The organism is Mycobacterium sp. NGS51 (assembly GCF_059812525.1).
In genome coordinates this window covers 1-20976 of record NZ_JCALCV010000003.1, presented here as the reverse complement: position 1 = coordinate 20976, position 20976 = coordinate 1, and the positions used below count along the sequence as shown (strand labels likewise).

The following is a 20976-nucleotide window of genomic DNA, read 5'->3' as shown; positions in this document are numbered from 1 at the left end:
CTGTGATTTTCGTTGACTCACGACCCTGGACGCAATCTCAATGAGGCGGCCCCGCGTTTCGACGCTGGTCGCTGCGGCGGTGGTGGCAGTGGCGGCGCTGCTGGCAATGACGGCCGTGCTGCTGGACCTCACGGCCACACCACGCGGCGGCAAGACCGTGGTGACCGTGCGGTTGTGGGATGAACAGGTCGCGACGGCCTACCGGGAGTCCTTCGCGGCGTTCACGCGCGCGCATCCGGATATCGAGGTGCGCACCAATGTGGTGGCCTATTCGACTTACTTCGACACGTTGCGCACCGACGTGGCCGGTGGCAGCGCCGACGACATCTTCTGGCTGTCCAACGCCTATCTCGCTGCCTATGCCGACAGCGGACGGCTGATGCATATCGACAACGCCGGGGACTGGGAGCCTGCGGTGGTCGAGCAGTTCACCCGCGATGGCGTGTTGTGGGGCGTGCCGCAGCTGACCGACGCGGGAATCGCGGTGTATTACAACGCGGATCTGCTGGCGGCGGCGGGGATTGATCCCGCCCGGTTGGCGACGCTGCGCTGGAGCCCCGACCGCGACGACACGCTGCGTGCGCTGCTGGCACAGCTCACGGTCGACGCCGACGGGCATACCGCCGCCACACCGGGTTTCGACCCGCGGCGGGTCAGGCAGTGGGGCTACAACGCCGCCAACGATCCGCAGGGTATCTACTTGAACTACATCGGCTCGGCGGGCGGAGTGTTCCAGGCCGGCGATCGGTTCGCGTTCGACAACCCGGATGCGGCCACCGCTTTCAGCTATCTGGTCACGTTGATCAACGACGAGCACGTGGCTCCCCCGGCGTCGGACACCAACGACAACACCGACTTCTCCCGCAATCAGTTCCTGGCCGGCAGGATGGCACTCTTCCAGTCCGGCACCTACAACTTGGCCGGCGTGGCCGAGCACGCCAGATTTCGCTGGGGTGTGGCGATGCTGCCGTCCGGACCGAAGGGTCGCGTCAGCGTCACGAACGGCATTGCCGCCGCGGGCAGTTCAGCGACACCCCACCCAGCTGCGGTGCAACAGGTCCTGGGCTGGATGGGCAGCAAGCAAGGCAATGACTATCTGGGCCGCCGCGGTTCGGCCATTCCGGCAGTGGTGCCGTCGCAGCAGGTGTATTTCGATTACTGGGCCGACAAGGGCGTGGACGTCACACCGTTTTTCGCCGTGCTGCGCGGTCCGCGCATCCCTGCCCCCGGCGGGACGGGCTTCGCTGCCGGATTCCAGGCACTCAAACCGTACTTCGACGAAATGTTCCTGGGCAGAAGCGACGTGGCGACGACTCTGCGCCGGGCGCAGGACGCGGCCAACACGGCTGCCCGTCGGTAGGGCTAGGCGCCCAGCACCAACTCCGCGGCCAGCGCAGCGCCGCAGACCACCAGGGCGATCGACAGCGCCACCCAGTCAGAAAGCTTGGGTCGCGTGGGTGCGGCCGAGATCTGACCGGTTCCGCCGCGGGCGGTGATCGCGTCGCCCATCTCGTCGGCCCGGCGCAACGTCACCGTGATCGCCGTCGCGAGCAGATCGATCAACTCCAATGCGCGGCGCCTGCGCCGGGCTCGACGGCTGTGCGGTATCTGTCTGGGCCGCAACCGACGCGCGGCATAGAGCACCCGGAACTCCTCGATCAACATCGGGAAGGCGCGCAACGCGAGCGCCAACGCCACCGCCCATTCGTCGACCGGAATCCGCAGCCACCGCAACGGCCGGCCCAAAGTCGCTACGGCAGGCGCGATCTCGGCGACATTGGTGGTCCACGAGACCATGCCCCCCAGGCCCAGCAGAACGATCGACAACGCGGTGATGCGCAGAAAGTTCAGCAACCCGCCCAGCCCTAGGGACGTCGTGCCCACCTGAATCACCGGATGGCCGCCGGCCAAAGCCGCGGTGAGACCACCGATTGCGACCATGATCCATAGCCAGCGCGGCACCGAGGGCAGCGCACCACGAGGTATGTGCGCTATCCGCGCCGCCACCAATATCAGCGCGGCCACCAGCCCGATCGCCACCCAACCCGGGTAGAAGGTCAGCAACACCGAAATAGCGAAAACCACCACCAGTTTGGTGCCGGCCCACAGGTCGTGGACAACTGACCCTCGCGGTATCGGACGCAGCAGCACGACTGGCCGAGGCGGTCGCCGGGTCGAGCGACGCGGGGGTGCAGGCGTACTCACGCGACGCCTCCCGCCGCTGTCGACGCCGGCTCGAGCACGCCGCCGCGCAGATGCAGTATGCGCGGGCACAATTCCTCGAGGCCGGTGAAGTCGTGCGAAATCACCACCACGGTCAGACCTTGCTCACGGCGCAGATCCTCCAGCAACCGCAATAATCCCTGCTGACTGACGGCGTCCAAGCCGGCCAGCGGCTCGTCGAGGATCAACGCCCGCGGCGCGCGGGCCAACAACCCGGCAAGGACCACGCGGCGCATCTGTCCACCGCTGAGTTGGTCGATTCGCCGTTCAGCCAGTGCGCTGTCCAGTCCCACGACGGCCAGCGCCGTCGCCACTCGGTCTTTGTCATGGGGCGAAAACCCGGCCGCCGACGCGACTTCCAGGTTCACCCGGCTGCGCATCAACTGCAATCGCGCGGCTTGAAACGACAACGCCACCGCGCCGACCTGCTCATGGGTCGGCCGGCCGTCGAGCAGGCAGCTGCCGGTGGTCGGCACCGTCAGCCCGGCCATGATCCAGGCCAAGGTGGACTTGCCTGAGCCGTTGCCGCCGTGGATCAACACTCCGTCGCCCGGATAGACCGCGAAGCTGACGTCGCGCAGCGCGGTCTTCTGCCACGGCGTGCCGCTGCCGTATTCGTGGCCCACACCCGCGAGCTCGAGCACCGGCGTGTCCTCGTGTTGGTGGACCGCGACGGTAGCCATCGGCGCCGCCGTCGTCTCGACCATCGCGGTGTTGTCCGGCGAATCACTGAGATTGATTGTGCGGTCGGCGGACTGGGCCTCATCGTTGTAGTGCGTGATGTGAACCAGAGCGGTGCGATGCCGTTCGGACAGGCCGGACATGATGCGCAACAGCGCCTCGCGGCCCTCCTGGTCGACCATGCTGGTGACCTCGTCGGCGATCAGCAGCGCCGGCTTGCGCGCCAGCGCGGCCGCCATCGCCAACCGTTGCAGCTCACCGCCGGACAAGTTTCCGGTGTCGCGTTCGGCGAACCCGTCGAGCCCGACTTCGCTGAGTAATCGATCGACGTCGGTGCTGGTGCCGGGCGGAAGCCCCCACACCACGTCGTCGCCGACCCGCGTGCCCAACACCTGGCTTTCCGGGTGCTGCAGGATAACCGCGGTGCCGCCGGGCCGCCCCAGCCCAACCGCGCCGGGCCGCACGACACTGCCCGAGGTCGGTTCCCGGCCGGCCAGGACCAACATCAAGGTGGATTTTCCCGAGCCGTTGGCACCGGTGACCGCCACGTGTTCGCCGACGTGGACATCCAAGCTGACCGGACGCAATGCGTCCTGGTTAGTGCGCGGGTAGCGGTAGCGCACCTGATCCAGCCGCACCGGAACCGGTTCGATCGGCCCGCTTTCGGCCAGCGCGTCGAGCTTGTGGACATCGGGGATACCGCGCATCCGTTCCAATACTCGCGCCAGCGCCCACCACCCGATCAACGACACGACCGTGACGGAGATAACGCTGGTACCGAGGATCAGCCAGGGCCAGTACTGCAGCGCCACGGCGATGAACCGCCTGAGGTCGTCGGCGGATTGCTGCAACCCTCCCCGCGCCAGCACCGTCGCGATGCCCTCGACGTTGGCTTTGAGTGTGTCGAAGATCAAATGCCGCAGCCGGGCGAGCACGGTCAGAGCGGCCGCCATCCCCGCACCGAAGACCGCGCCGGCCACCAACGATGCGGCGATCACCGTGGGCGTTCCGCGGCGCCTGCGCTTGACGATCCCGGTCAGCCCGCCGATGTAGGCACTATTGACGACGGTCATAAAGCCGCCCATCCCGGCGATCAGGAAGGCGATGATCCCGGCAGCGACGGTCGCGGCGATCAGCACCCGTAACCGGTAGCGGTAGGCCAGCAGTCCCATCGGAACGGTCCCGACCAGCGCCAACGCGCCGGCGAACGGAACCACGATCGAGATGATGGCGATCGCAGCGCACAGCGCGGCCATCACCGATGCCTGCGCAAGTTCGCCGGGCCGCAGCGAATGCGCCCGCCCGGGCGGAGTCGCTGAGCCGGTCGCGGTCATTTCATTGATTCTGCCAGCCGTTGACGCGTATCCCACTTCCGCACGCCGTGCGGTGAGACCGCAAAGATGCCCAACAAGTGGTGTGTATAGCCAAGCTATGGAATTATTAGGGGATGACGACCTCGGCCACTTCCCCGCCTGCTGCTGCCCGCGGCGGCGACAGATTCGGACCCGGCCTCGGGGCGGATCTACTGGCGGTGGTCGCCCGGCTCAATCGGTATGCCACCCAGCGCATCCAGATGGCGTTGCCGGCGGCGCAAGCTCGGCTGCTGTCGACCATCGAGGCGCAAGGCGAAGCGCGGATCTGCGATCTGGCCGCGGTAGACCACTGCTCGCAGCCGACGATGACCACCCAGGTGCGGCGGCTGGAAGACGCGGGCCTGGTGACCCGGACCGCCGATCCAGGCGATGCCCGCGCGGTCCGCATCCGCATCACAGCGGACGGCGTGCGCGCGCTCGACCGCGTCCGAGCCGACCGAGCCGCTGCTATCGAGCCGCAACTCGACCGGTTGGGGGTCGCGGATCGCCGAACCCTGGCTGAGGCCGTCACGGTTCTGCGCCGGTTGCTCGAGGACTCCCCACCCGTTCCACGACCCGGCACGCAGCGGTAACGGCCCAGGTGACGGCTCGTGCGCGGTGGCCGTCAGGTTGTCGGCGCATCATGGCGGGTAGACAAGCGGTGATCGAACCCGGCTGATGCGCGCGGAAGGTGGTGACCATGCGGACGGAGGCGCTGGGTGCCCCGTTGACCGTCTGGGTCGGATCGAGAAGGTACACATTTCCCGCCGGCCGCGACGTCACCGTGGGCCGCGACACCCGCTCGGATATCCGCCTCGACGGCGCCGACACATCGACGTCGCCCACCCACGTGATACTGCACCACGACGGTAAGCAGTGGGTAGCCCTCGACCGCAGCCAACACGGGATCTATGTCGACGGCGTGCGCATGTCCACTGTGTTCATCCGAGACGGCCGGGCCCTTACCATCGGAGACCCGCGGCATGGACCGCGGCTGGTGTTTCAGCTCAGCGCTGCCCCCGCGGGCCCGCCCCGGCCGCCGCCACCCCGCGGGCCACGCCCCCCGCCAGCGGCGGCGGGTCGCGAACCCGGCCGGCGCGGCCGCCCGGCGCCGCCTCCCAGTCAACTGCCACCACGGCCGGGCCCACCCAAACGTCCGCCCCCGCCGCAGAGACCGCCGGAACCGCCGGCGTTTGCGCCGCCGGGACCGCCGGGGCCGCCGGGGCGCCGACCGAATCCGCCCGCGCCGCCTTCTCAATTGCCTACTCAGCGATTCCGGCCGCCGGCACCCGAGCCGCAGCCTGCGCCGCCGCCCGCTGAGTCCGCGCCATCAGCTGACCAGCGACCGGTCGGACCAACGCCGCCGTCGGAGGCGTCGACCCGACGATTTCGCTCGCCTCAGCCGACGCCGGAACCGCCACCGTTCGAAGCCCCACCGGAACCGCCACCGACGACCCAGAGCGAGGCGCCCGATCTGGTCGAGCGGATAACCGGAGCGATGCAACGGCTGATCCCACACCGGCCCGAACCTCGGCCACACGAGATGGCGCCGACCAGCCCATTGCCCCACGCCGACGTCGCTCACAGTGCGGCTCCGCCGCAAAAGCCTGCGGCGCTGGGCACATTGGAGACCGAACAGTTGGGCCTCAACGTCGATGGGCAACCGGTACTTGTCGACGTTTCCTTCACCGCCCAGCCGGGCACGCTGACCGCGGTCATCGGACCGTCGAAGGCGGGCCGCTCGGCTCTGGTCCACCTACTCGCCGGTGAGATGCGGCCCAGTCTGGGCGAAGTCACCATCGGCGGTCACGACGTGCACGACGAATACGCGTCGCTGCGAGCCCGCATCGGCGTGGTGGGTCCGTACGACGTGGTGCATCCGCAACTCACCATCGAACAGGCGTTGGGTTACCTCGCTGAATTGCGGCTACCGCCAAGCACTTCCGTCGACGAACGTCGCCAGGCAGTCAACCGGGTCATCACCGAGCTGCAGTTGAACTCGCTGCGTACCATCCAGGTCGGCAAGCTTTCTGACGAGCAGCGTCAACGCGCCGCGTTGGCATCCGAACTGATCACCGCACCGTCGCTGCTGGTCATCGATGAACCTGTGGCGGGCTCCGACCCGCAGACGATGGGGCTGCTGCGCCGGCTCGCCGACGCCGGACGCGTCGTCGTGGTGTCGACAGCCTCGCCGGACCACGTCGACATGTGCGACCAGGTGTTGCTACTTGCTCCGCAAGGAACTCCGGCGTTCGTGGGGCCGCCCGCCGAAATCGACGACGCGTTGCGCAGCGCCAACTGGGATGAGACTCTCGAACGGGCTGGTGCAGTCCAGCACCGCCTTTCACCGCGCAGCCCCCATGTTTCACAGATCGGCGTCGAATCACTGGCCCCACCCGAACACCTCGGGCTGTGGCGCCAAATCGGGGTCGCGGTCCGTCGGCAGGCCTGGCTATTGGTCGGCGATCAGCGCTACTTCATCTTCTTGACGATCCTGCCGGTGTTGTTCGGTGCCCTGACGCTGGTGGTGCCCGGGCAGGCCGGCCTGGGACAGGCCGACCCCTACGGAAACGGTCCCGACGAGGCTCTCGAAATTTTGGTTGTGCTGAATCTGGGCGCCGTCTTCATGGGTACCGCGTTGGCGATCCGCGACCTGTTAAGTGAACGCCGCATCTTCCGGCGTGAGCAATCCGGCGGGTTGTCGACGCCTGCCTATCTCGCGGCCAAACTCGTGGTCTACAGCCTGGTCGCCCTCGTCCAGACCGGCATCATCACCACCGTCGCCGTCGCCGGTAAAGGCGCGCCGGCCCGGGGCGCGGTTCTGCTGGGCAGCCCGGTGTTTGAGCTCTATCTCACGCTGGCGGTCACCGCCGTCGTCTCGGCGATCGTCGCAATGGCGCTGTCGTCGCTGGCGAAGTACCGAGAGCAACTGTTGCTGATGGCCGTCTTGGTGATCCTGCTGTCGTTTCTGTTTTCCGGCGCAGCGTTTCCGCTGGCCGGGCGGTTCGGTTTGGAACAGATCTCCTGGCTGCTGCCGTCCCGGTGGGGTTATGCAGCGTCAGCGTCCACCGTCGACCTGGCTGCGGTCAATGTGCTGGCGACCAGCGATGAGTTGTGGACACACTCGGTGGGTTGGTGGCTGTTCGACGTGGCGATGCTGATCGGCCTCGGCGCGGTGTGCGCCGCGTTCCTGTATTGGCGGTTGCGGCGTCGTGCTGAACCCGGCACGGCCGTCAGCGAAACGGCGGCCACCGGGCTGCCGGATGCGGGCACGGCGCGTTACGGTCAGGTATGACCACGACTGCCGAACACCTGCGCAACACCCTGGACGGGCGCTGGCGCGATGTGAAGAACCAGATGCGGGACAGGTTGACCGACGAGGTCTTCCGCCCACACCACACACCCAACACCGTGATCGCCCGCACCAAGGTGGTCGAACAGATGACGATCATGGCCGCTGCGGGTGCGGCAGACGATGGTTTCCGCAAGGAACACGGCGGCACCGGCAACGTCGGGGCGGCGATCACGATGATCGAGATGCTCGCGATGTCGGACCTGTCGCTGATGGTGAAGGCCGGCGTGCAGTGGGGTCTGTTCGGTGGTGCCGTGGAGAATCTGGGCACCGAACGCCACCACGAGGCCTACGTCAAGAAGATCATCAACCTCGAGCTGCGGGGTTGCTTCGCGATGACCGAGACCGGACATGGCAGCGATGTGCAGTCGCTGGAGACGACCGCGACCTACGACGCGGATACCGAAGAGTTCGTCATCGACTCCGCCACCCCGACGGCCCGCAAGGACTACATCGGCGGGGCCGCTGAAACCGCCACTATCGCAGCAGTATTCGCACAGTTGATCACCACTGAGGACGGCAAGCCGGTCAATCACGGCGTGCACTGTTTTCTGGTGCCGATCCGCGACGCCGACGGCAACGACCTGCCCGGTGTGACGACGTCGGACAACCACTACAAAGGCGGGCTGCCCGGTGTGGACAACGGGCGCATTGTGTTCGATCAGGTCCGTGTTCCGCGGAACAACCTGCTGAACAAGTTCGGCGACGTCGCGGCGGACGGCACCTACACCTCGCCGATCGAAAACCCGGGCCGCCGATTCTTCACGATGATCGGCACGCTGATCCGCGGACGCGTTTGCGTGGGCGGCAGCGCGGGCAACGCGGCGCGGCTGGCACTGGACATCGCCACCCGGTATGCGTTGCAGCGCAGACAATTCAGCGCACCCGATGACGACGCCGAGGTGGTGATCATGGATTACCTGGTGCATCAGCGCCGGCTGTTCCCGCTGATCGCCAAGTCGTACGCACTGCAGTTCGCGCAGAACGAGCTGGTGTCCAAATGCCACGATCTACAGACCGCGGACGAGCCGGACGCCGAGGAGCAGCGTGAGCTGGAATCGCGGGCGGCCGGACTCAAGGCGGCCAATACCTGGCATGCCAGCCGGACCATCCAGGAGGCCCGCGAGGCGTGCGGCGGAGCGGGTTACATGGCTGAGAACCGGCTGATCGCGCTGCGGGCCGACACCGACGTCTTCACCACCTTCGAGGGTGACAACCATGTGCTGACCCAGTTGGTGGCCAAGGAGTTGCTGACCGCTTACGCCGACGACATCCGCAGCATGAACCCGGTCGAATGGGTTCGCTTCGCGGCCAACGCCGTCGGAGAGCGGGTGATGAAACGCACTGCGGCAGAGACGATTATGCAAAGGATCGTCGATGCCCGCCAGGACAGCGAGGAAGAGGGCAGCCTGTTCAACCGCGGCACCCAGGTCACCATGTTCGAAGACCGCGAGGAGTACCTGCTCTCCTCGGTGGCGCGCCGGCTGCAGTCCAAGTCCAACGAGATGTCGGAGTTCGACGCGTTCAACGCCGTGCAGGATCATGTGCTGCACGCGGCGACCGCGCACATCGACCGGGTGGTGCTGGAGGCGTTCGTCGCGGGCATCGACTCGTGTGAGGACGAGCAGGCTCGCGAGATCCTCGAGTTGGTGTGCGACCTCTACGCGCTCTCGGTCATCGAGGACGACAAAGCCTGGTACATCGAGCACCGGTATCTGTCCACCGAACGGGCCAAGGCGGTCACCCGCGGGATCAACGAGCGGTGCCGACAGTTGCGACCACACGCCGAGACATTGGTCGGCGGGTTCGGGATTCCGGAAGAATTGCGGTACGCCGAGATGCTGCACCCGGAGAACCTGCCCGTATGACGCCGGGACCTTCGCCGAGATTGCGTGCATGGCTGTGGTTTCAGCACCGAGCGCAACCTTCACCGCAATCTCGCCGACGTCGCCCCACCCAGATGTGACCAGGCTCACGTTCCCACGCTTGGCGAAAGCTGGGAATCTGCCCCCGATTTGGTGAAACCGCTGGATTAATTCCAGCGTTGGAGGCACGACGACGCTAGCCTGACAAGGGATTTCTTGATCAATGGTGATCGTGTACGGCCGGAGTTAACCCGCTGTTTCACGCACCTCACCGCGGTAGGCCGCGGCGATGAAGCGGTAAAACGCCCGCAACCTTGCCTTACTGACCTGGAAACAACGCCATCGCATGCTTGTGCTCAATGTCGCCTGCGGACCGAGGAGGAAATGCGCGTGGCTGCCGATCCGGACACCGACAGCATCAACACGCTGTGCGCCTACTGCGGTGTGGGATGCGGCATGCTCCTCGAGGTTGACACGGATCCGCAGACCAGTCATCGACGGGTGACGAAATCGACTGGGCAGCGGACTCATCCGACCAACTTCGGCCGGTTGTGCACCAAAGGTGCAACCACCGCGGAAATGCTTACCGCACCGGGCCGCATGGAGTCGGCATACTTGCGGCCCGAGCGCGGTGAACCCGTCGAGGCCACTGACATGGACACCGTGATCACGCACTGCGCCCAGCGGCTACGCGCCATCATCGACGAGCATGGGCCGGACGCCGTCGCGTTGTATGTTTCTGGCCAGATGTCGCTCGAGGCTCAGTATCTGGCGAACAAACTGACCAGAGGGTTCATCGGCACCAACCAGATCGAGTCGAACTCTCGGCTGTGTATGGCCAGCGCCGGTTCCGGTTACAAACAATCCCTGGGCGCAGATGGCCCGCCCGGCTCTTACCAGGACTTCGAGGCAGCCGACGTCTTCTTCGTCATCGGCGCCAATATGGCTGACTGTCATCCCATTTTGTTCCTGCGGATGATGGACCGGGTCAAGGGCGCCGGCGCCAAACTGGTCGTCGTCGACCCGCGCCGTACCGCAACCGCCGAAAATGCTGATCTGTTTTTGCAAATCAACCCGGGCACCGACCTGGCGCTGCTGAACGGCCTGCTGCATTTGATCGTCGAAAACGGCCACGCTGATTCCGAATTCATCGCCGAGTTCACCGAGGGCTGGGAAGTTATGCCGAGCTTTCTGCAGCAGTTTCCGCCCGGTACCGTCAGCGAGATCACCGGCATCGCCGAAGCAGATATCCGCACCGCCGCCCAGTGGATCGGCGAGGCTGTGAACTGGATGAGCTGCTGGACAATGGGACTCAACCAGAGTACCCACGGCACCTGGAACACCAACGCGGTTTGCAACCTGCACCTGGCCACCGGCGCGATCTGCAAACCCGGAAGCGGACCTTTTTCGCTGACCGGTCAGCCCAATGCGATGGGCGGCCGTGAAATGGGTTACATGGGGCCGGGTTTGCCCGGCCAGCGTTCGGTGACCTCTGAGGAGGACCGCGACTTCGTCGAGGACGCCTGGGGCATCCCGCGTGGCGCGCTGCGCACCGACGTCGGCGGCGGAACCATCGACATGTTCAGCCGGATGGCTGACGGCCAGATTAAGGCATGCTGGATCATCTGCACCAACCCCGTTGCCACAGTGGCCAATCGTAAGACGGTGCTGGCCGGTCTGGAGCGGGCCGAAATGGTGATCGCTCAAGATGCCTTTCTCGACACGGAGACCAACGAGTACGCCGACGTGTTGCTGCCGGCGGCGTTGTGGACCGAGTTTGACGGCGTGATGGTCAATTCCGAGCGCAATCTCACCCTGTTCCAGCAGGCGGTCGACTCACCCGGTCAAGCATTGCCGGATTGGCAGATCATCGCCCGGGTCGCTGCCGAGATGGGATACGCCAACGCATTCGACTACCGCAGTGCCGAGGACGTCTTCGAGGAGATCAAGCAGTTCGCCAACCCCGATACCGGTTACGACTTACGCGGAATCAGCTATGAATGGCTGCGCGAGACCCCGGTTCAGTGGCCGTGCCCACCCGGTAGCACGCGCGACCGCAACCCGATCCGCTACCTCAACGACGGGGTGAGCCAGAACCCATTGGTTAGTGAGGACGGCAGCATCCCGCGGCTGGCGTTCGCGACTGCCAGCCGTCGCGCGGTGTTCTTCGCTCGGCCTCACCTGTTGCCGGATGAGATGCCCGACGACGACTACCCGTTCCTGCTCAACACCGGTCGTCTGCCGCACCAGTGGCACACGATGACCAAGACCGGCAAGGTGGCCAAGCTCAACAAGCTCAACCCGGGGCCGTTCGTGGAGATCCACCCCGACGACGCGACGCCGTTGCAGATCGTCGACGACGATCCTGTCGAGATCGCCTCGCGTCGCGGGCGCGCCGTACTACCCGCCGTGGTCACCGACCGGGTGCGGCCGGGCGACTGCTTTGCTCCGTTTCATTGGAACGACGCATTCGGCGAATACCTGTCCATCAACGCCGTCACCAACGACGCCGTCGACCCCACCTCGCAGCAGCCGGAATACAAGGCCTGCGCGGTCACCCTGACCAAGGTCGCCGTCACCGAACCCGCCGCTCCCGAGACCTCCGCACCGGCCGCCGAAGCTGCGGTGATCGGCTCGGCCCAAGTCGATGCGTTGGCCCAATTGCTCGGTGTCGCAGACCAACCCGTGCCAGATTTCGATCCGCTGGGCCGCAGCTACCTTTCCGGGCTGGTGAGCGCGTTGCGCTCGGAAGCCGGTCACCGCGCGGCCGGGGTGCCGATCCTGCCTGTCAACGCCCCGTTCGAGCCGGAGACCAGGATGTGGGTCGACGGTGTGCTCGCCGGGCTATTCTCGCGCGGACCAGTGCCTGACGCGCTGCGCAAGGCCGTGCCGGATGACCCTGTCCCGGACGTTGTACCAGCCGGACCAACGCTTGCCCCGATCACGGTGTTGTGGGCGTCGCAGACCGGCAACGCCGAGGAGTTCGCCACCGAGTGCGCTGCGCAGCTCGGTGCGGCAGGATTGCCGGTGGAATTGCATGCGATGGATGAGTTCCCAGCGGCCGAGTTGACGGCGGCACGAGAACTGTTGATCATCACCAGCACCACGGGCGACGGCGAGCCGCCAGACAACGGCGCCGCACTGTGGGAGGAACTCTCCGCGAGGGACGCTCCCCGACTCGTCCACACCCGTTACGCGGTCCTGGCGTTCGGCGATTCCAGCTACGCCGACTTCTGCGGCCACGGCCGCAAGCTTGACGACCGGCTGTCGGATCTGGGCGCCACCCGCATCCTGGACCGCGTTGACTGCGAGCCTGACTACGAGGATGCTGCCGCCGGATGGCTGGAGGCGGTACGCGACGCGCTGACCAAGACGCCGGTGCTCGTCGGCGGTGGTGCTGCTGGCGCTCCCGCCGCCGGCCCGGTCCCAGCCGGTCTTGCGGGCGCACCCAAAGCTGCGCCGACCAAGCCGGAATCGCAGCTATACAGCCGCAAGCGGCCGCTCATCACCTGTCTGGTACGGAACAGGCTTCTCAGCGGTCCGGGTTCGACCAAGGAGGTGCGGCAATTCGCATTCGGTCTGCCCGAGGGCACACTGAGCTTCCATTCGGGTGACGCCCTGGGTGTGTGGCCACGCAACAGCCCCGCGCTGGTAGACGAATGGCTGGACATCACCGGACTCGACGGTGAGACCACCGTTGACGTCCCCGACCACGGGCCGACACGATTGCGTACCGCCCTGACCGAAAGGTTCGAGATTGCTCGTATCACCGGCGATCTGCTGCGCTTCGTCGCCGAACGCACCCGTGACCGCGAGTTGTCCGCGTTGGTCAAACCGGATAACAAAGCGGCGCTGACTGAGTGGATGTGGGGCCGCCAGACGGTGGATGTGCTTGCGAAATCACCTGTCACGGCCTCCATTGACGAATGGCTATCAGTACTCAAACCAATTGCGCCGCGGCTGTATTCGATCTCGTCGGCATCGATCGACAACCCCCATGAGGTGCACCTGACGGTCAGTACGGTGCGCTACGACTTCGATGGGACCCACCGAGGCGGGGTTTGCTCGACGTATCTGGCCGACCATGCCGACGGCGACGACATCGGCATTTTCGTTCAGAAGGCCAACCACTTCCGCCCACCGGCCGATCCGAACACGCCGATGATCATGATCGGTCCCGGCACCGGGGTCGCACCGTTCCGCAGTTTTTTGCATCGACGCCGTGTCCTCGGGCACCGCGGTCCTAACTGGTTGTTCTTTGGCGAACGCAACTCCGCGACCGATTTCTATTACCGCGACGAGATCGAGACGATGCGCGCCGACGGGTTTCTCAGTGCGCTTGACCTGGCGTTCTCCCGGGATCAGCCCGAAAAAATCTACGTGCAAGACCTCATGCGACAGCGCGGCGCCGAAATGTGGCAATGGCTACAAGACGGCGCACACTTCTACGTCTGCGGCGATGCTCATCTGATGGCCAAGGAGGTTGACCGCGCATTGCACGAGATCGCCCAACAACACGGTGGCCTCGACCGCGAAGCGGCGAAATCCTACGTGCGGGACCTTTCCCTGGCCAAGCGGTACCAGCGCGACGTCTACTGACCGGCACGCTCCCGCGCCCGACCACCGAACAACGGAGTACCTAGATGGCGTGGTTCCTCGCGTGAGAGAGCCCGCAACGGTGAGCACAGCTGCGGGGACATGGCAGCGGTGCAAGGCCTGGCGCCGTCGCAACTAATGGCTCCCCCGGAAGGACTCGAACCTTCAACCGTTCGGTTAACAGCCGAATGCTCTGCCAGTTGAGCTACAGGGGACTGCCCGGTCCACGCGGACATAACCGCGCGACGAGGGATGACTCTAGCTTACGGGCCCGCGGCGGCGCCAAGTCACCGCTGCCGCCCGCCGCCGCCTGCCGATGTGAGGCAGGATGTAACCACGCACCGTTGTTTGGAGGGGACCGCATTGATCCGGTATGTCGTCGTGCTGGGACTGGGTTACATCTTGGGCGCGAAGGCGGGCCGCCGCCGCTATGAACAGATCGTCGGCACCTATCGCGCGCTGACCGGCAGTCCTGCCACCAAATCGCTGATCGAAGCGGGGCGACGCAAGGTCGCCAATCGGGTCTCGCCCGACGCGCGGATGGTGACGTTGACCGAGATCGAGGATGGGACCAGCGTCGTCGAGCCGCAAAATCGGAACGTCGCGAGGTAACCGCTGAGGCTGTTGGCGGCGACCCGCTGCACTCGGCTTCGCCGAGTTTGCGATCGCCGCTCAGGCTGTCAGATCGTCGCCGCTGGCCTGCTCGAGCAGGCTGCGTCGATACGCCTCCATCGCGACCAGGTCACCGAACAGCGCATGATACTCGTCGCCTTGCTCAACCGGTGACATGCGCTGCAGCTTGGACTTGACCTCGGCGATCTGCCGGCCCACCCAGACTTCCTGCAGCCGGGCCAGCACCCCGGCGATGTAGCGCGGCAACTTCTCGTCGTCGTCGACCCGGATTCCCTCGACGCCCAATTCGCTGATCAGTCCTGCCGCGGCCGGCGACGGAGCCTGTTGGCGCACCGCGTCGAGCCACTGGCCGCCGCTGATGCCGGCGTTGGTGCCGCCGGCCGCCTCGATCGCGGCGCGTACGGCGGCATAACCGGGATGGGTGAAGCTGTCCACCGTCAGCGCGTCGAACACCGGTCCCGACAATGCCGGATATTGCAGCGCCGACTTGAGCGCCTCGCGTTGCGGCCACAGCGTCGGATCCCGCGGATCGGGACGCAACGCGGCGGGCCCGGACATCTTCTCAGCGGGCGCCACGGCGCTGCGCTGCGGCCGGCCCCGGCCTTTGGCTTGATCACGCACCCGGCCGACGACCTGGGCGACGTCCGACCAACCAACCCAGCCGGCAAGTTGGCGCGCGTACTCGTCGCGCAGCGTGGGGTCCTTGATCTGGGCGACCATCGGCACGCAGCGGCGCAGTGCGGCCACCCGACCCTCGGCGCTGTCCAGGTCGGTCTCGGCCAGCGCGCTGCGAATCGCGAACTCGAACAACGGCGTTCGCCGCGCCACCAGGTCGCGCAGCGCACCGTCACCGGACGCCAGCCGCAGATCGCAAGGATCCATGCCATCGGCGGCCACTGCGACAAACGACTGCCCGGCCAAATGCTGTTCGCCGCCGAACGCCTTGAGGGCAGCGTTTCGGCCCGCTTCGTCGCCGTCGAACACGTAGATCAGCTCACCGCGAAAGAAGTTGTCGTCCATCATCAATCGCCGCAGCATCGCCAGGTGCTCGTCGCCGAAGGCGGTGCCGCAGGAGGCGACTGCCGTGGTCACTCCGGCCTGATGCATCGCCATCACATCGGTGTAGCCCTCGACGACGACGGCCTGATGGCCCTTGGCGATGTCCCGCTTGGCCAGGTCGATACCGAACAACACCGAAGACTTCTTGTACAGCAGCGTCTCGGGAGTGTTGACGTACTTGGCTTCCATCGGGTCGTCGTCGAACAGCCGCCGGGCGCCGAATCCGATCACCTCACCGGCCGACGAGCGGATCGGCCACAGCAGGCGCCGGTGGAACCGGTCGATCGGACCGCGCCTGCCCTCTCTGGACAGACCGGCGGCCTCCAGCTCCTTGAATTCGAAGCCCTTGCGCAGCAAGTGTTTTGTCAGCGAATCCCATCCCGACGGGGCGAACCCGCAACCGAAATGACGGGCCGTTTCGGCGTCGAAACTGCGCTCGGTCAGATACTGGCGAGCCGGCGCGGCCTCGGCGGATTCCAGTGCTTCTGCGTAGAACTGCTGGGCAGCGGCAGTGGCGGCAACCAGCCTGCTGCGACTGCCGCGGTCACGCTGCACGCTGGTGGCCGCGCCGCTGTAGGTGATCGTGTAGCCAATCCGGTCGGCGAGCACTTCGACGGCCTCGACGAAGTTGACGTGCTCGATCTTCTGGACGAACGCGTACACGTCGCCGCCCTCGCCGCAGCCGAAGCAGTGGAAGTGGCCGTGGTTGGGCCGCACGTGGAACGACGGCGACTTCTCGTCGTGGAAGGGGCACAGGCCCTTCATCGAATCGGCGCCGGCGCGGCGGAGTTGGACGTAGTCGCCGACGACCTCGTCGATGCGGACTCGTTCGCGGATGGCGGCGATATCGCGATCGGAGATACGGCCGGCCATCGGCACAGTGTAGAGCCAGCGGACGACTAACTTGCCTCGATGCGTTCCAATCGGCCCTCGGTGTAGGACGCGATCTGGTCGACGATGACGCGCAGCCGGGCGCCGTCGTCGGCGGCGGTGTTGAACGCCGGGACGAAGATCGGGTCGAGGGTCCGCGGGGCGCCGGCCAGCAGCCACTGCGCGACCCGGTGAATGCGTTCGCGCTGCCGGGCTTGGATTTCCCGGTGCCGCGGGTCGGACATGATGAACTGCAGCGCCAGGATCTTCAGGACCGCAACCTCGCCGCGGACCAACTCGGGCACCTGCAGGTTGACGGCGTATCGCACCAGCGGCCCGGACCCGGCGGCCGCGCGGGTGGCCGCGATCGCCGCCGAGGCGAACCGGCCCACCAGCTCGCTGGTGAGGCGCTTGAGCGCCACCGACGCCGCGAGCGTGGCGTCGTACTTGCCGACCGCGGCGACCACCGGCAGCCCGGAGAGGCGCTTGGCGGCGCCAACCAGGTCGTCGGCGCCCACATAGGTGAACTCGGTTTCCCCCAGTTTGGCCAGCGCGGCGGCCTCGTCGTCGTCGGCCAGCACCCGTAGGTCAATGCGCCCGGAGACGACACCGTCCTCGACGTCGTGCACCGAATACGCGACGTCGTCGGCCCAGTCCATCACTTGCGCTTCCAGACAGGCCCGGTCCGGTGGCGCCCCCTGACGCACCCAGGCGGCAGCGTCGGCGTCGGCGTGATAAAAGCCGAATTTGCGCCTGTTCGCCGTGCGCGTCCAAGGATATTTGGTGACCGCGTCCAGCGCCGCCCGGGTCAGATTCAGCCCAGCGCTAAGTCCTTGTGGGTCAAGGGCTTTGGGCTCCAGACTGGTGAGAATACGGAAATTCTGCGCGTTGCCCTCGAAGCCGCCATAGGCTGCGGCGACCTCATCGAGGGCCTGCTCCCCGTTATGGCCGTACGGCGGATGCCCGATGTCGTGGGCCAATCCGGCCATGTCGACTAGGTCGGGATCACAGCCCAACCCGATCGCCATGCCCCGCCCGATCTGGGCGACCTCCAACGAGTGCGTCAGCCGGGTGCGCGGAGTGTCGCTTTCGCGGGGCCCGACGACCTGGGTCTTGTCGGCCAGGCGGCGCAGCGCGGCGCTGTGCAGCACTCGGGCGCGGTCGCGGGCGAAATCGGTGCGGTGCTGGCCCTCGCTGCCCGGCAAGCCCGCCGTCTTGGGCGCTTCGGGCACCAACCGCTCACGGTCGTGCTCGTCGTAGGGATCGTGCTGGGTCATCGCCGCTCAGTCTGCCAGTACGTTCCGTCGGCGGATTACATTGTCGACCATGCGCACCGTTCGCCTGCTCGGCCTGGTTTTGGCGGCCTTGGGCGCCGCACTGCTGCTGGCGCCGAGCGCGGGCGCGCAACCACCCTTCCGACTGCCCAACTACGTTGTCGACAACGCCGGCGCATTGAGCGGGTCGGGCCAGGGCGCGGTCGAGTCGGCGGTCGACAAGCTCTACACCGACCGCAAAATCCGGCTGTGGGTGGTCTACGTCGACAGCTTCTCCGGACAGGGCGCCATGGACTGGGCGCAAAGCACCTGGCGGGCCAGCGACTTGGGCTCCGAGGACGCGTTGCTCGCGGTGGCCACCGTCGACCGTTCCTATGCGTTCCTGGTGCCCTCGACGGTGAAGAGCATCAATTCGCAGCAGGTCGATGACCTGCGGCACAACCAGATCGAACCCGCGCTGCGTCGCGGCGGGTGGAGCGGTGCGGCCATCGCGGCCGCCAACGGGCTCAACCGAGCGCCCGGGTCAACAAATTGGGCGCCGCTGGCGATCGCGCTGGGCGTGATCGCGGCCGCGGTGCTGGCCTTGTGGCTGATCATGCGTTACCGGCAGCGGCGCCGGCGGGCGACCGAGGTGGCCGCGGCGCGACGCATCGACCCCACCGATTCGGAGGCGTTGGCCGCGGTGCCACTGCACGCCCTCGACGACCTGTCGCGGTCCAAGGTGGTCGACGTCGACAACGCATTGCGCACCAGCACCAATGAGCTGGCGCTGGCGATCGACGAGTTCGGCCCGCAACGCACCGAACCGTTCCGCCGTGCGGTGGAAAACGCCAAACAGACTCTCGCTCAGGCATTTAACGTACGTCAGCAGCTCGATGACGCCATCCCTGAGACCCCGGCGCAGCGGCGCGAGCTGCTCACCAGTGTAGTGGTGTCGGCAGCGCGGGCCGACCGTGAGCTCGAAGCGCAGCGGGAGGCCTTCGAGCAGCTGCGGGACTTGGTGATCAATGCGCCGTCTCGGGTGGACGGACTGACCCAGCAGTTCGTCGAGCTCACCGCGCGGGTGGAACCGTGCGAACAGCGGCTGGCAGCGCTGCGCGACGAATTCGATGCCGCGGCCCTGACTTCGGTGTCCGGCAACTGTGAAACGGCCAAGGAGCGGCTGGCTTTCGCAGAACAGAACATCGGCCATGCCCGTGAACTGGCGGCGCGGCCGGTCAGCGGGCAGCTCAGTGGCCTGGTGGATGCCGTACGCGCCGCCGAGTCGGCCCTGGGCCAAGTCCGCGCGCTGCTCGACGCCGTGGACAGTGCGGCCAGCGACATCCGCCACGCCGCCGCCACCCTGCCGGAGCTGATCGCCGACATCCGTTCGGGGATCGAGCACGCCAACGTCTTGCTGGGCAAGGGGCCAGGCCAGCACACCCGCCAACTGGCCACCACGCGTGATGCGGCTGCCAAGGCGGTCGACGTCGCGCAAGCGGGCGGCGCGGCCGATCCGCTCGGGGCGTTCACCCGATTGACCAAGGCCGACGCGGATCTGGACCGGCTGCTGGCTGTTCTCGCCGAGGAGCAGGCCACCGCCGAGCGCCTCAACCGCACGCTGGAACAGGCATTGTTCACCGCGCAGTCGCGGGTGCGGGCGGTGTCCGACTACATCGACACCCGTCGCGGCAGCATCGGCCCGGAGGCGCGGACCCGACTTGCCGAGGCGAGGCGGCAACTGCAAGCCGCCCTCGACCAGCGCGCGACCAACGTCGACGAGGCGATCTCGTACGCCAACGGCGCGGCGACGCTGGCCGCGCAGGCGCAGGCGCTGGCCAACGCAGATCTCGAGTCCGCGCAGCGCGCCTACGCCGGGCGTTACGGCGGCGGCAACCAGATGGGCGCGATGCTCGGCGGGATCATCATCGGCGACATGCTCGGCGGCGGAATGCGTGGCGGCTTCGGCGGAGGTTGGGGCGGCGGCGGTGGCTGGGGTCCAACCTCGTTCGGCGGCTCCGACGGCGGCTTCTTCGGCGGCGGCGGCAGGTTTTAAGTTCCGTTTGCCGCGAGCGTGCGTGTCCCCGGTCGACACGCCGGGGTGATTTCCGGGTTTACGCACGCTCACGCAGCACGTGAGGCGGTCAACTCGATGTCGATGCGGCGCACCATGTCCCAGGAGCGACGCCGCACGTCATCGGCCACAATCGAGAGCACCGTCCAGCCAATCTCGCGCAGTGCAGCACGTTTTTGCCGGTCACGGCGCAGGTCGTCGGGACCGCTGTGCCAGTCGAACCCGTCGTACTCGACGGCAACCAGGCGGTCGGGCCAGGCGAAGTCGACGCGCCACGTCTGCCAGTTGCGGTCGACGATCTCGTACTGAAGTGCGGGCGCCGGCAGTCCGCCATCCAGCATCGCCAGCCGCGCCTCGCTTTCCATCGGCGATTCCGCTTCGGCTGCGGCCAGTGGAATCAACTCCCGCACATGGACGATTCCACGCCGACCGGCCTGACGGGCAGCTGCCGCGCGTAGCTGGCGTCGACTGCACGTCGCGCTGCGCAGCGCGGCGTCCAGCGTTGCCAACGCCCGGGGCCGACGCAGGCTGCGTGCGACTTCGACTGCCGTCCAAGCCGGTTCGGTGGCCGGTCTGCCATCGACGATGCCCAGCGGCGCGCCCTCGCGACGGTGCACGACCAGTCCGTCGGAGTTGCGCAACTGATGCCCGCATGGGTTCAGCACGTGCAGGTCGTCGCCGTTCTCTGTGTCGAAGCCATAAGCGGCGGCAGCGGTTCCCAGACAGATGGCAACGGGCTCACCGGCGCGCAAGTCCAGCCCGCGCAGTCGCAGCAGCATGTCGGGTTCTGTCCGAGCGTAGACGCCCGTCCACACCGAGACGAGTTCCCCACGGGCGACGCCGGTTTCGAATCCGGCGCGGCCGAGTCGCTCGATCAGCTCAGCGGTGGTCGCGACGCCGCCGTGCTCGGCCAGGAGGCTATCCAGATCGTTGACCATCGGCGGATTGTGCAGCCCATGCGGCGGCGACGGTAGCCACGCCTGTGGATAGCGAGCGTGCGTGGACCCAGCGACACGCA

12 protein-coding genes and 1 tRNA gene are annotated in these 20976 nt (G+C 66.8%); 7 read left to right on the top strand and 6 right to left on the bottom strand.

From position 1 onward, the window contains the following. Positions 1-40: 40 nt before the first annotated feature. Positions 41-1360 carry an ABC transporter substrate-binding protein gene (locus AC5Y5W_RS04440; RefSeq protein WP_500008870.1) on the top strand — a complete coding sequence of 440 codons (1320 nt, stop codon included), beginning with the start codon at positions 41-43 and terminating at the stop codon, positions 1358-1360. 2 nt (positions 1361-1362) lie between these two features. On the opposite strand, the gene AC5Y5W_RS04435 is transcribed toward AC5Y5W_RS04440, so the two are convergent. Then, on the bottom strand, positions 1363-2205 hold the full coding sequence (locus AC5Y5W_RS04435; protein WP_500008869.1) for a CbiQ family ECF transporter T component: 843 nt from the start codon (positions 2203-2205) through the stop codon (positions 1363-1365). Beyond that, positions 2202-4238, bottom strand: a complete 2037-nt coding sequence (locus AC5Y5W_RS04430; protein WP_500008868.1) for a DUF2232 domain-containing protein — start codon at positions 4236-4238, stop codon at positions 2202-2204. Before AC5Y5W_RS04430 ends, AC5Y5W_RS04435 begins: the two co-directional genes overlap by 4 nt. A 113-nt stretch (positions 4239-4351) precedes the next feature. Here AC5Y5W_RS04430 and AC5Y5W_RS04425 point away from each other — a divergent pair, with 113 nt between their 5' ends. From AC5Y5W_RS04425 to AC5Y5W_RS04410, 4 genes are all read left to right on the top strand, one after another. Continuing rightward, complete coding sequence (locus AC5Y5W_RS04425) at positions 4352-4849, top strand: MarR family winged helix-turn-helix transcriptional regulator (protein ID WP_500008867.1); 498 nt, start codon at positions 4352-4354, stop codon at positions 4847-4849. Positions 4850-4956: 107 nt separating this feature from the next. Next, on the top strand, positions 4957-7551 hold the full coding sequence (locus AC5Y5W_RS04420) for an ATP-binding cassette domain-containing protein (RefSeq protein WP_500008865.1): 2595 nt from the start codon (positions 4957-4959) through the stop codon (positions 7549-7551). Further along, on the top strand, positions 7548-9476 hold the full coding sequence (locus tag AC5Y5W_RS04415; protein WP_500008864.1) for an acyl-CoA dehydrogenase family protein: 1929 nt from the start codon (positions 7548-7550) through the stop codon (positions 9474-9476). The genes AC5Y5W_RS04420 and AC5Y5W_RS04415 overlap by 4 nt, the downstream gene beginning before the upstream one ends. A gap of 381 nt (positions 9477-9857) precedes the next feature. Beyond that, positions 9858-14072 carry a bifunctional nitrate reductase/sulfite reductase flavoprotein subunit alpha gene (locus AC5Y5W_RS04410; protein ID WP_500008863.1) on the top strand — a complete coding sequence of 1405 codons (4215 nt, stop codon included), beginning with the start codon at positions 9858-9860 and terminating at the stop codon, positions 14070-14072. 136 nt (positions 14073-14208) lie between these two features. On the opposite strand, the gene AC5Y5W_RS04405 is transcribed toward AC5Y5W_RS04410, so the two are convergent. Continuing rightward, positions 14209-14284: transfer RNA gene (locus tag AC5Y5W_RS04405), tRNA-Asn, on the bottom strand. Positions 14285-14432: 148 nt separating this feature from the next. On the opposite strand from AC5Y5W_RS04405, the gene AC5Y5W_RS04400 reads away from it, so the two are divergent. Continuing rightward, positions 14433-14681, top strand: coding sequence for a hypothetical protein (locus AC5Y5W_RS04400; protein WP_500009083.1), 249 nt, complete (start codon positions 14433-14435; stop codon positions 14679-14681). Positions 14682-14741: 60 nt separating this feature from the next. On the opposite strand, the gene dnaG is transcribed toward AC5Y5W_RS04400, so the two are convergent. Both dnaG and AC5Y5W_RS04390 read right to left on the bottom strand, forming a co-directional pair. Continuing rightward, the gene (gene dnaG / locus AC5Y5W_RS04395; RefSeq protein WP_500008862.1) at positions 14742-16634 is read right to left on the bottom strand and encodes a DNA primase; all 1893 of its coding nucleotides are present in this window, start codon (positions 16632-16634) and stop codon (positions 14742-14744) included. Positions 16635-16660: 26 nt separating this feature from the next. Then, on the bottom strand, positions 16661-17908 hold the full coding sequence (locus AC5Y5W_RS04390) for a deoxyguanosinetriphosphate triphosphohydrolase (protein ID WP_500008861.1): 1248 nt from the start codon (positions 17906-17908) through the stop codon (positions 16661-16663). A gap of 49 nt (positions 17909-17957) precedes the next feature. Here AC5Y5W_RS04390 and AC5Y5W_RS04385 point away from each other — a divergent pair, with 49 nt between their 5' ends. Continuing rightward, on the top strand, positions 17958-19940 hold the full coding sequence (locus AC5Y5W_RS04385) for a TPM domain-containing protein (RefSeq protein ID WP_500008860.1): 1983 nt from the start codon (positions 17958-17960) through the stop codon (positions 19938-19940). Between the two features lie 68 nt (positions 19941-20008). On the opposite strand, the gene AC5Y5W_RS04380 is transcribed toward AC5Y5W_RS04385, so the two are convergent. Next, positions 20009-20896, bottom strand: coding sequence for a type IV toxin-antitoxin system AbiEi family antitoxin (locus tag AC5Y5W_RS04380; protein WP_500009082.1), 888 nt, complete (start codon positions 20894-20896; stop codon positions 20009-20011). Positions 20897-20976 lie beyond the last annotated feature (80 nt).

Bases quoted from the DNA above. Each gene is read 5' to 3' on its own strand.
- AC5Y5W_RS04440 (WP_500008870.1), top strand. From the start codon at position 41: ATGAGGCGGCCCCGCGTTTCGACGCTGGTCGCTGCGGCGGTGGTGGCA.
- AC5Y5W_RS04430 (WP_500008868.1), bottom strand. From the start codon at position 4,238: ATGACCGCGACCGGCTCAGCGACTCCGCCCGGGCGGGCGCATTCGCTG.
- AC5Y5W_RS04425 (WP_500008867.1), top strand. From the start codon at position 4,352: ATGACGACCTCGGCCACTTCCCCGCCTGCTGCTGCCCGCGGCGGCGAC.
- AC5Y5W_RS04420 (WP_500008865.1), top strand. From the start codon at position 4,957: ATGCGGACGGAGGCGCTGGGTGCCCCGTTGACCGTCTGGGTCGGATCG.
- AC5Y5W_RS04415 (WP_500008864.1), top strand. From the start codon at position 7,548: ATGACCACGACTGCCGAACACCTGCGCAACACCCTGGACGGGCGCTGG.
- AC5Y5W_RS04410 (WP_500008863.1), top strand. From the start codon at position 9,858: ATGCGCGTGGCTGCCGATCCGGACACCGACAGCATCAACACGCTGTGC.
- dnaG (WP_500008862.1), bottom strand. From the start codon at position 16,634: ATGGCCGGCCGTATCTCCGATCGCGATATCGCCGCCATCCGCGAACGA.
- AC5Y5W_RS04390 (WP_500008861.1), bottom strand. From the start codon at position 17,908: ATGACCCAGCACGATCCCTACGACGAGCACGACCGTGAGCGGTTGGTG.
- AC5Y5W_RS04385 (WP_500008860.1), top strand. From the start codon at position 17,958: ATGCGCACCGTTCGCCTGCTCGGCCTGGTTTTGGCGGCCTTGGGCGCC.
- AC5Y5W_RS04380 (WP_500009082.1), bottom strand. From the start codon at position 20,896: ATGGTCAACGATCTGGATAGCCTCCTGGCCGAGCACGGCGGCGTCGCG.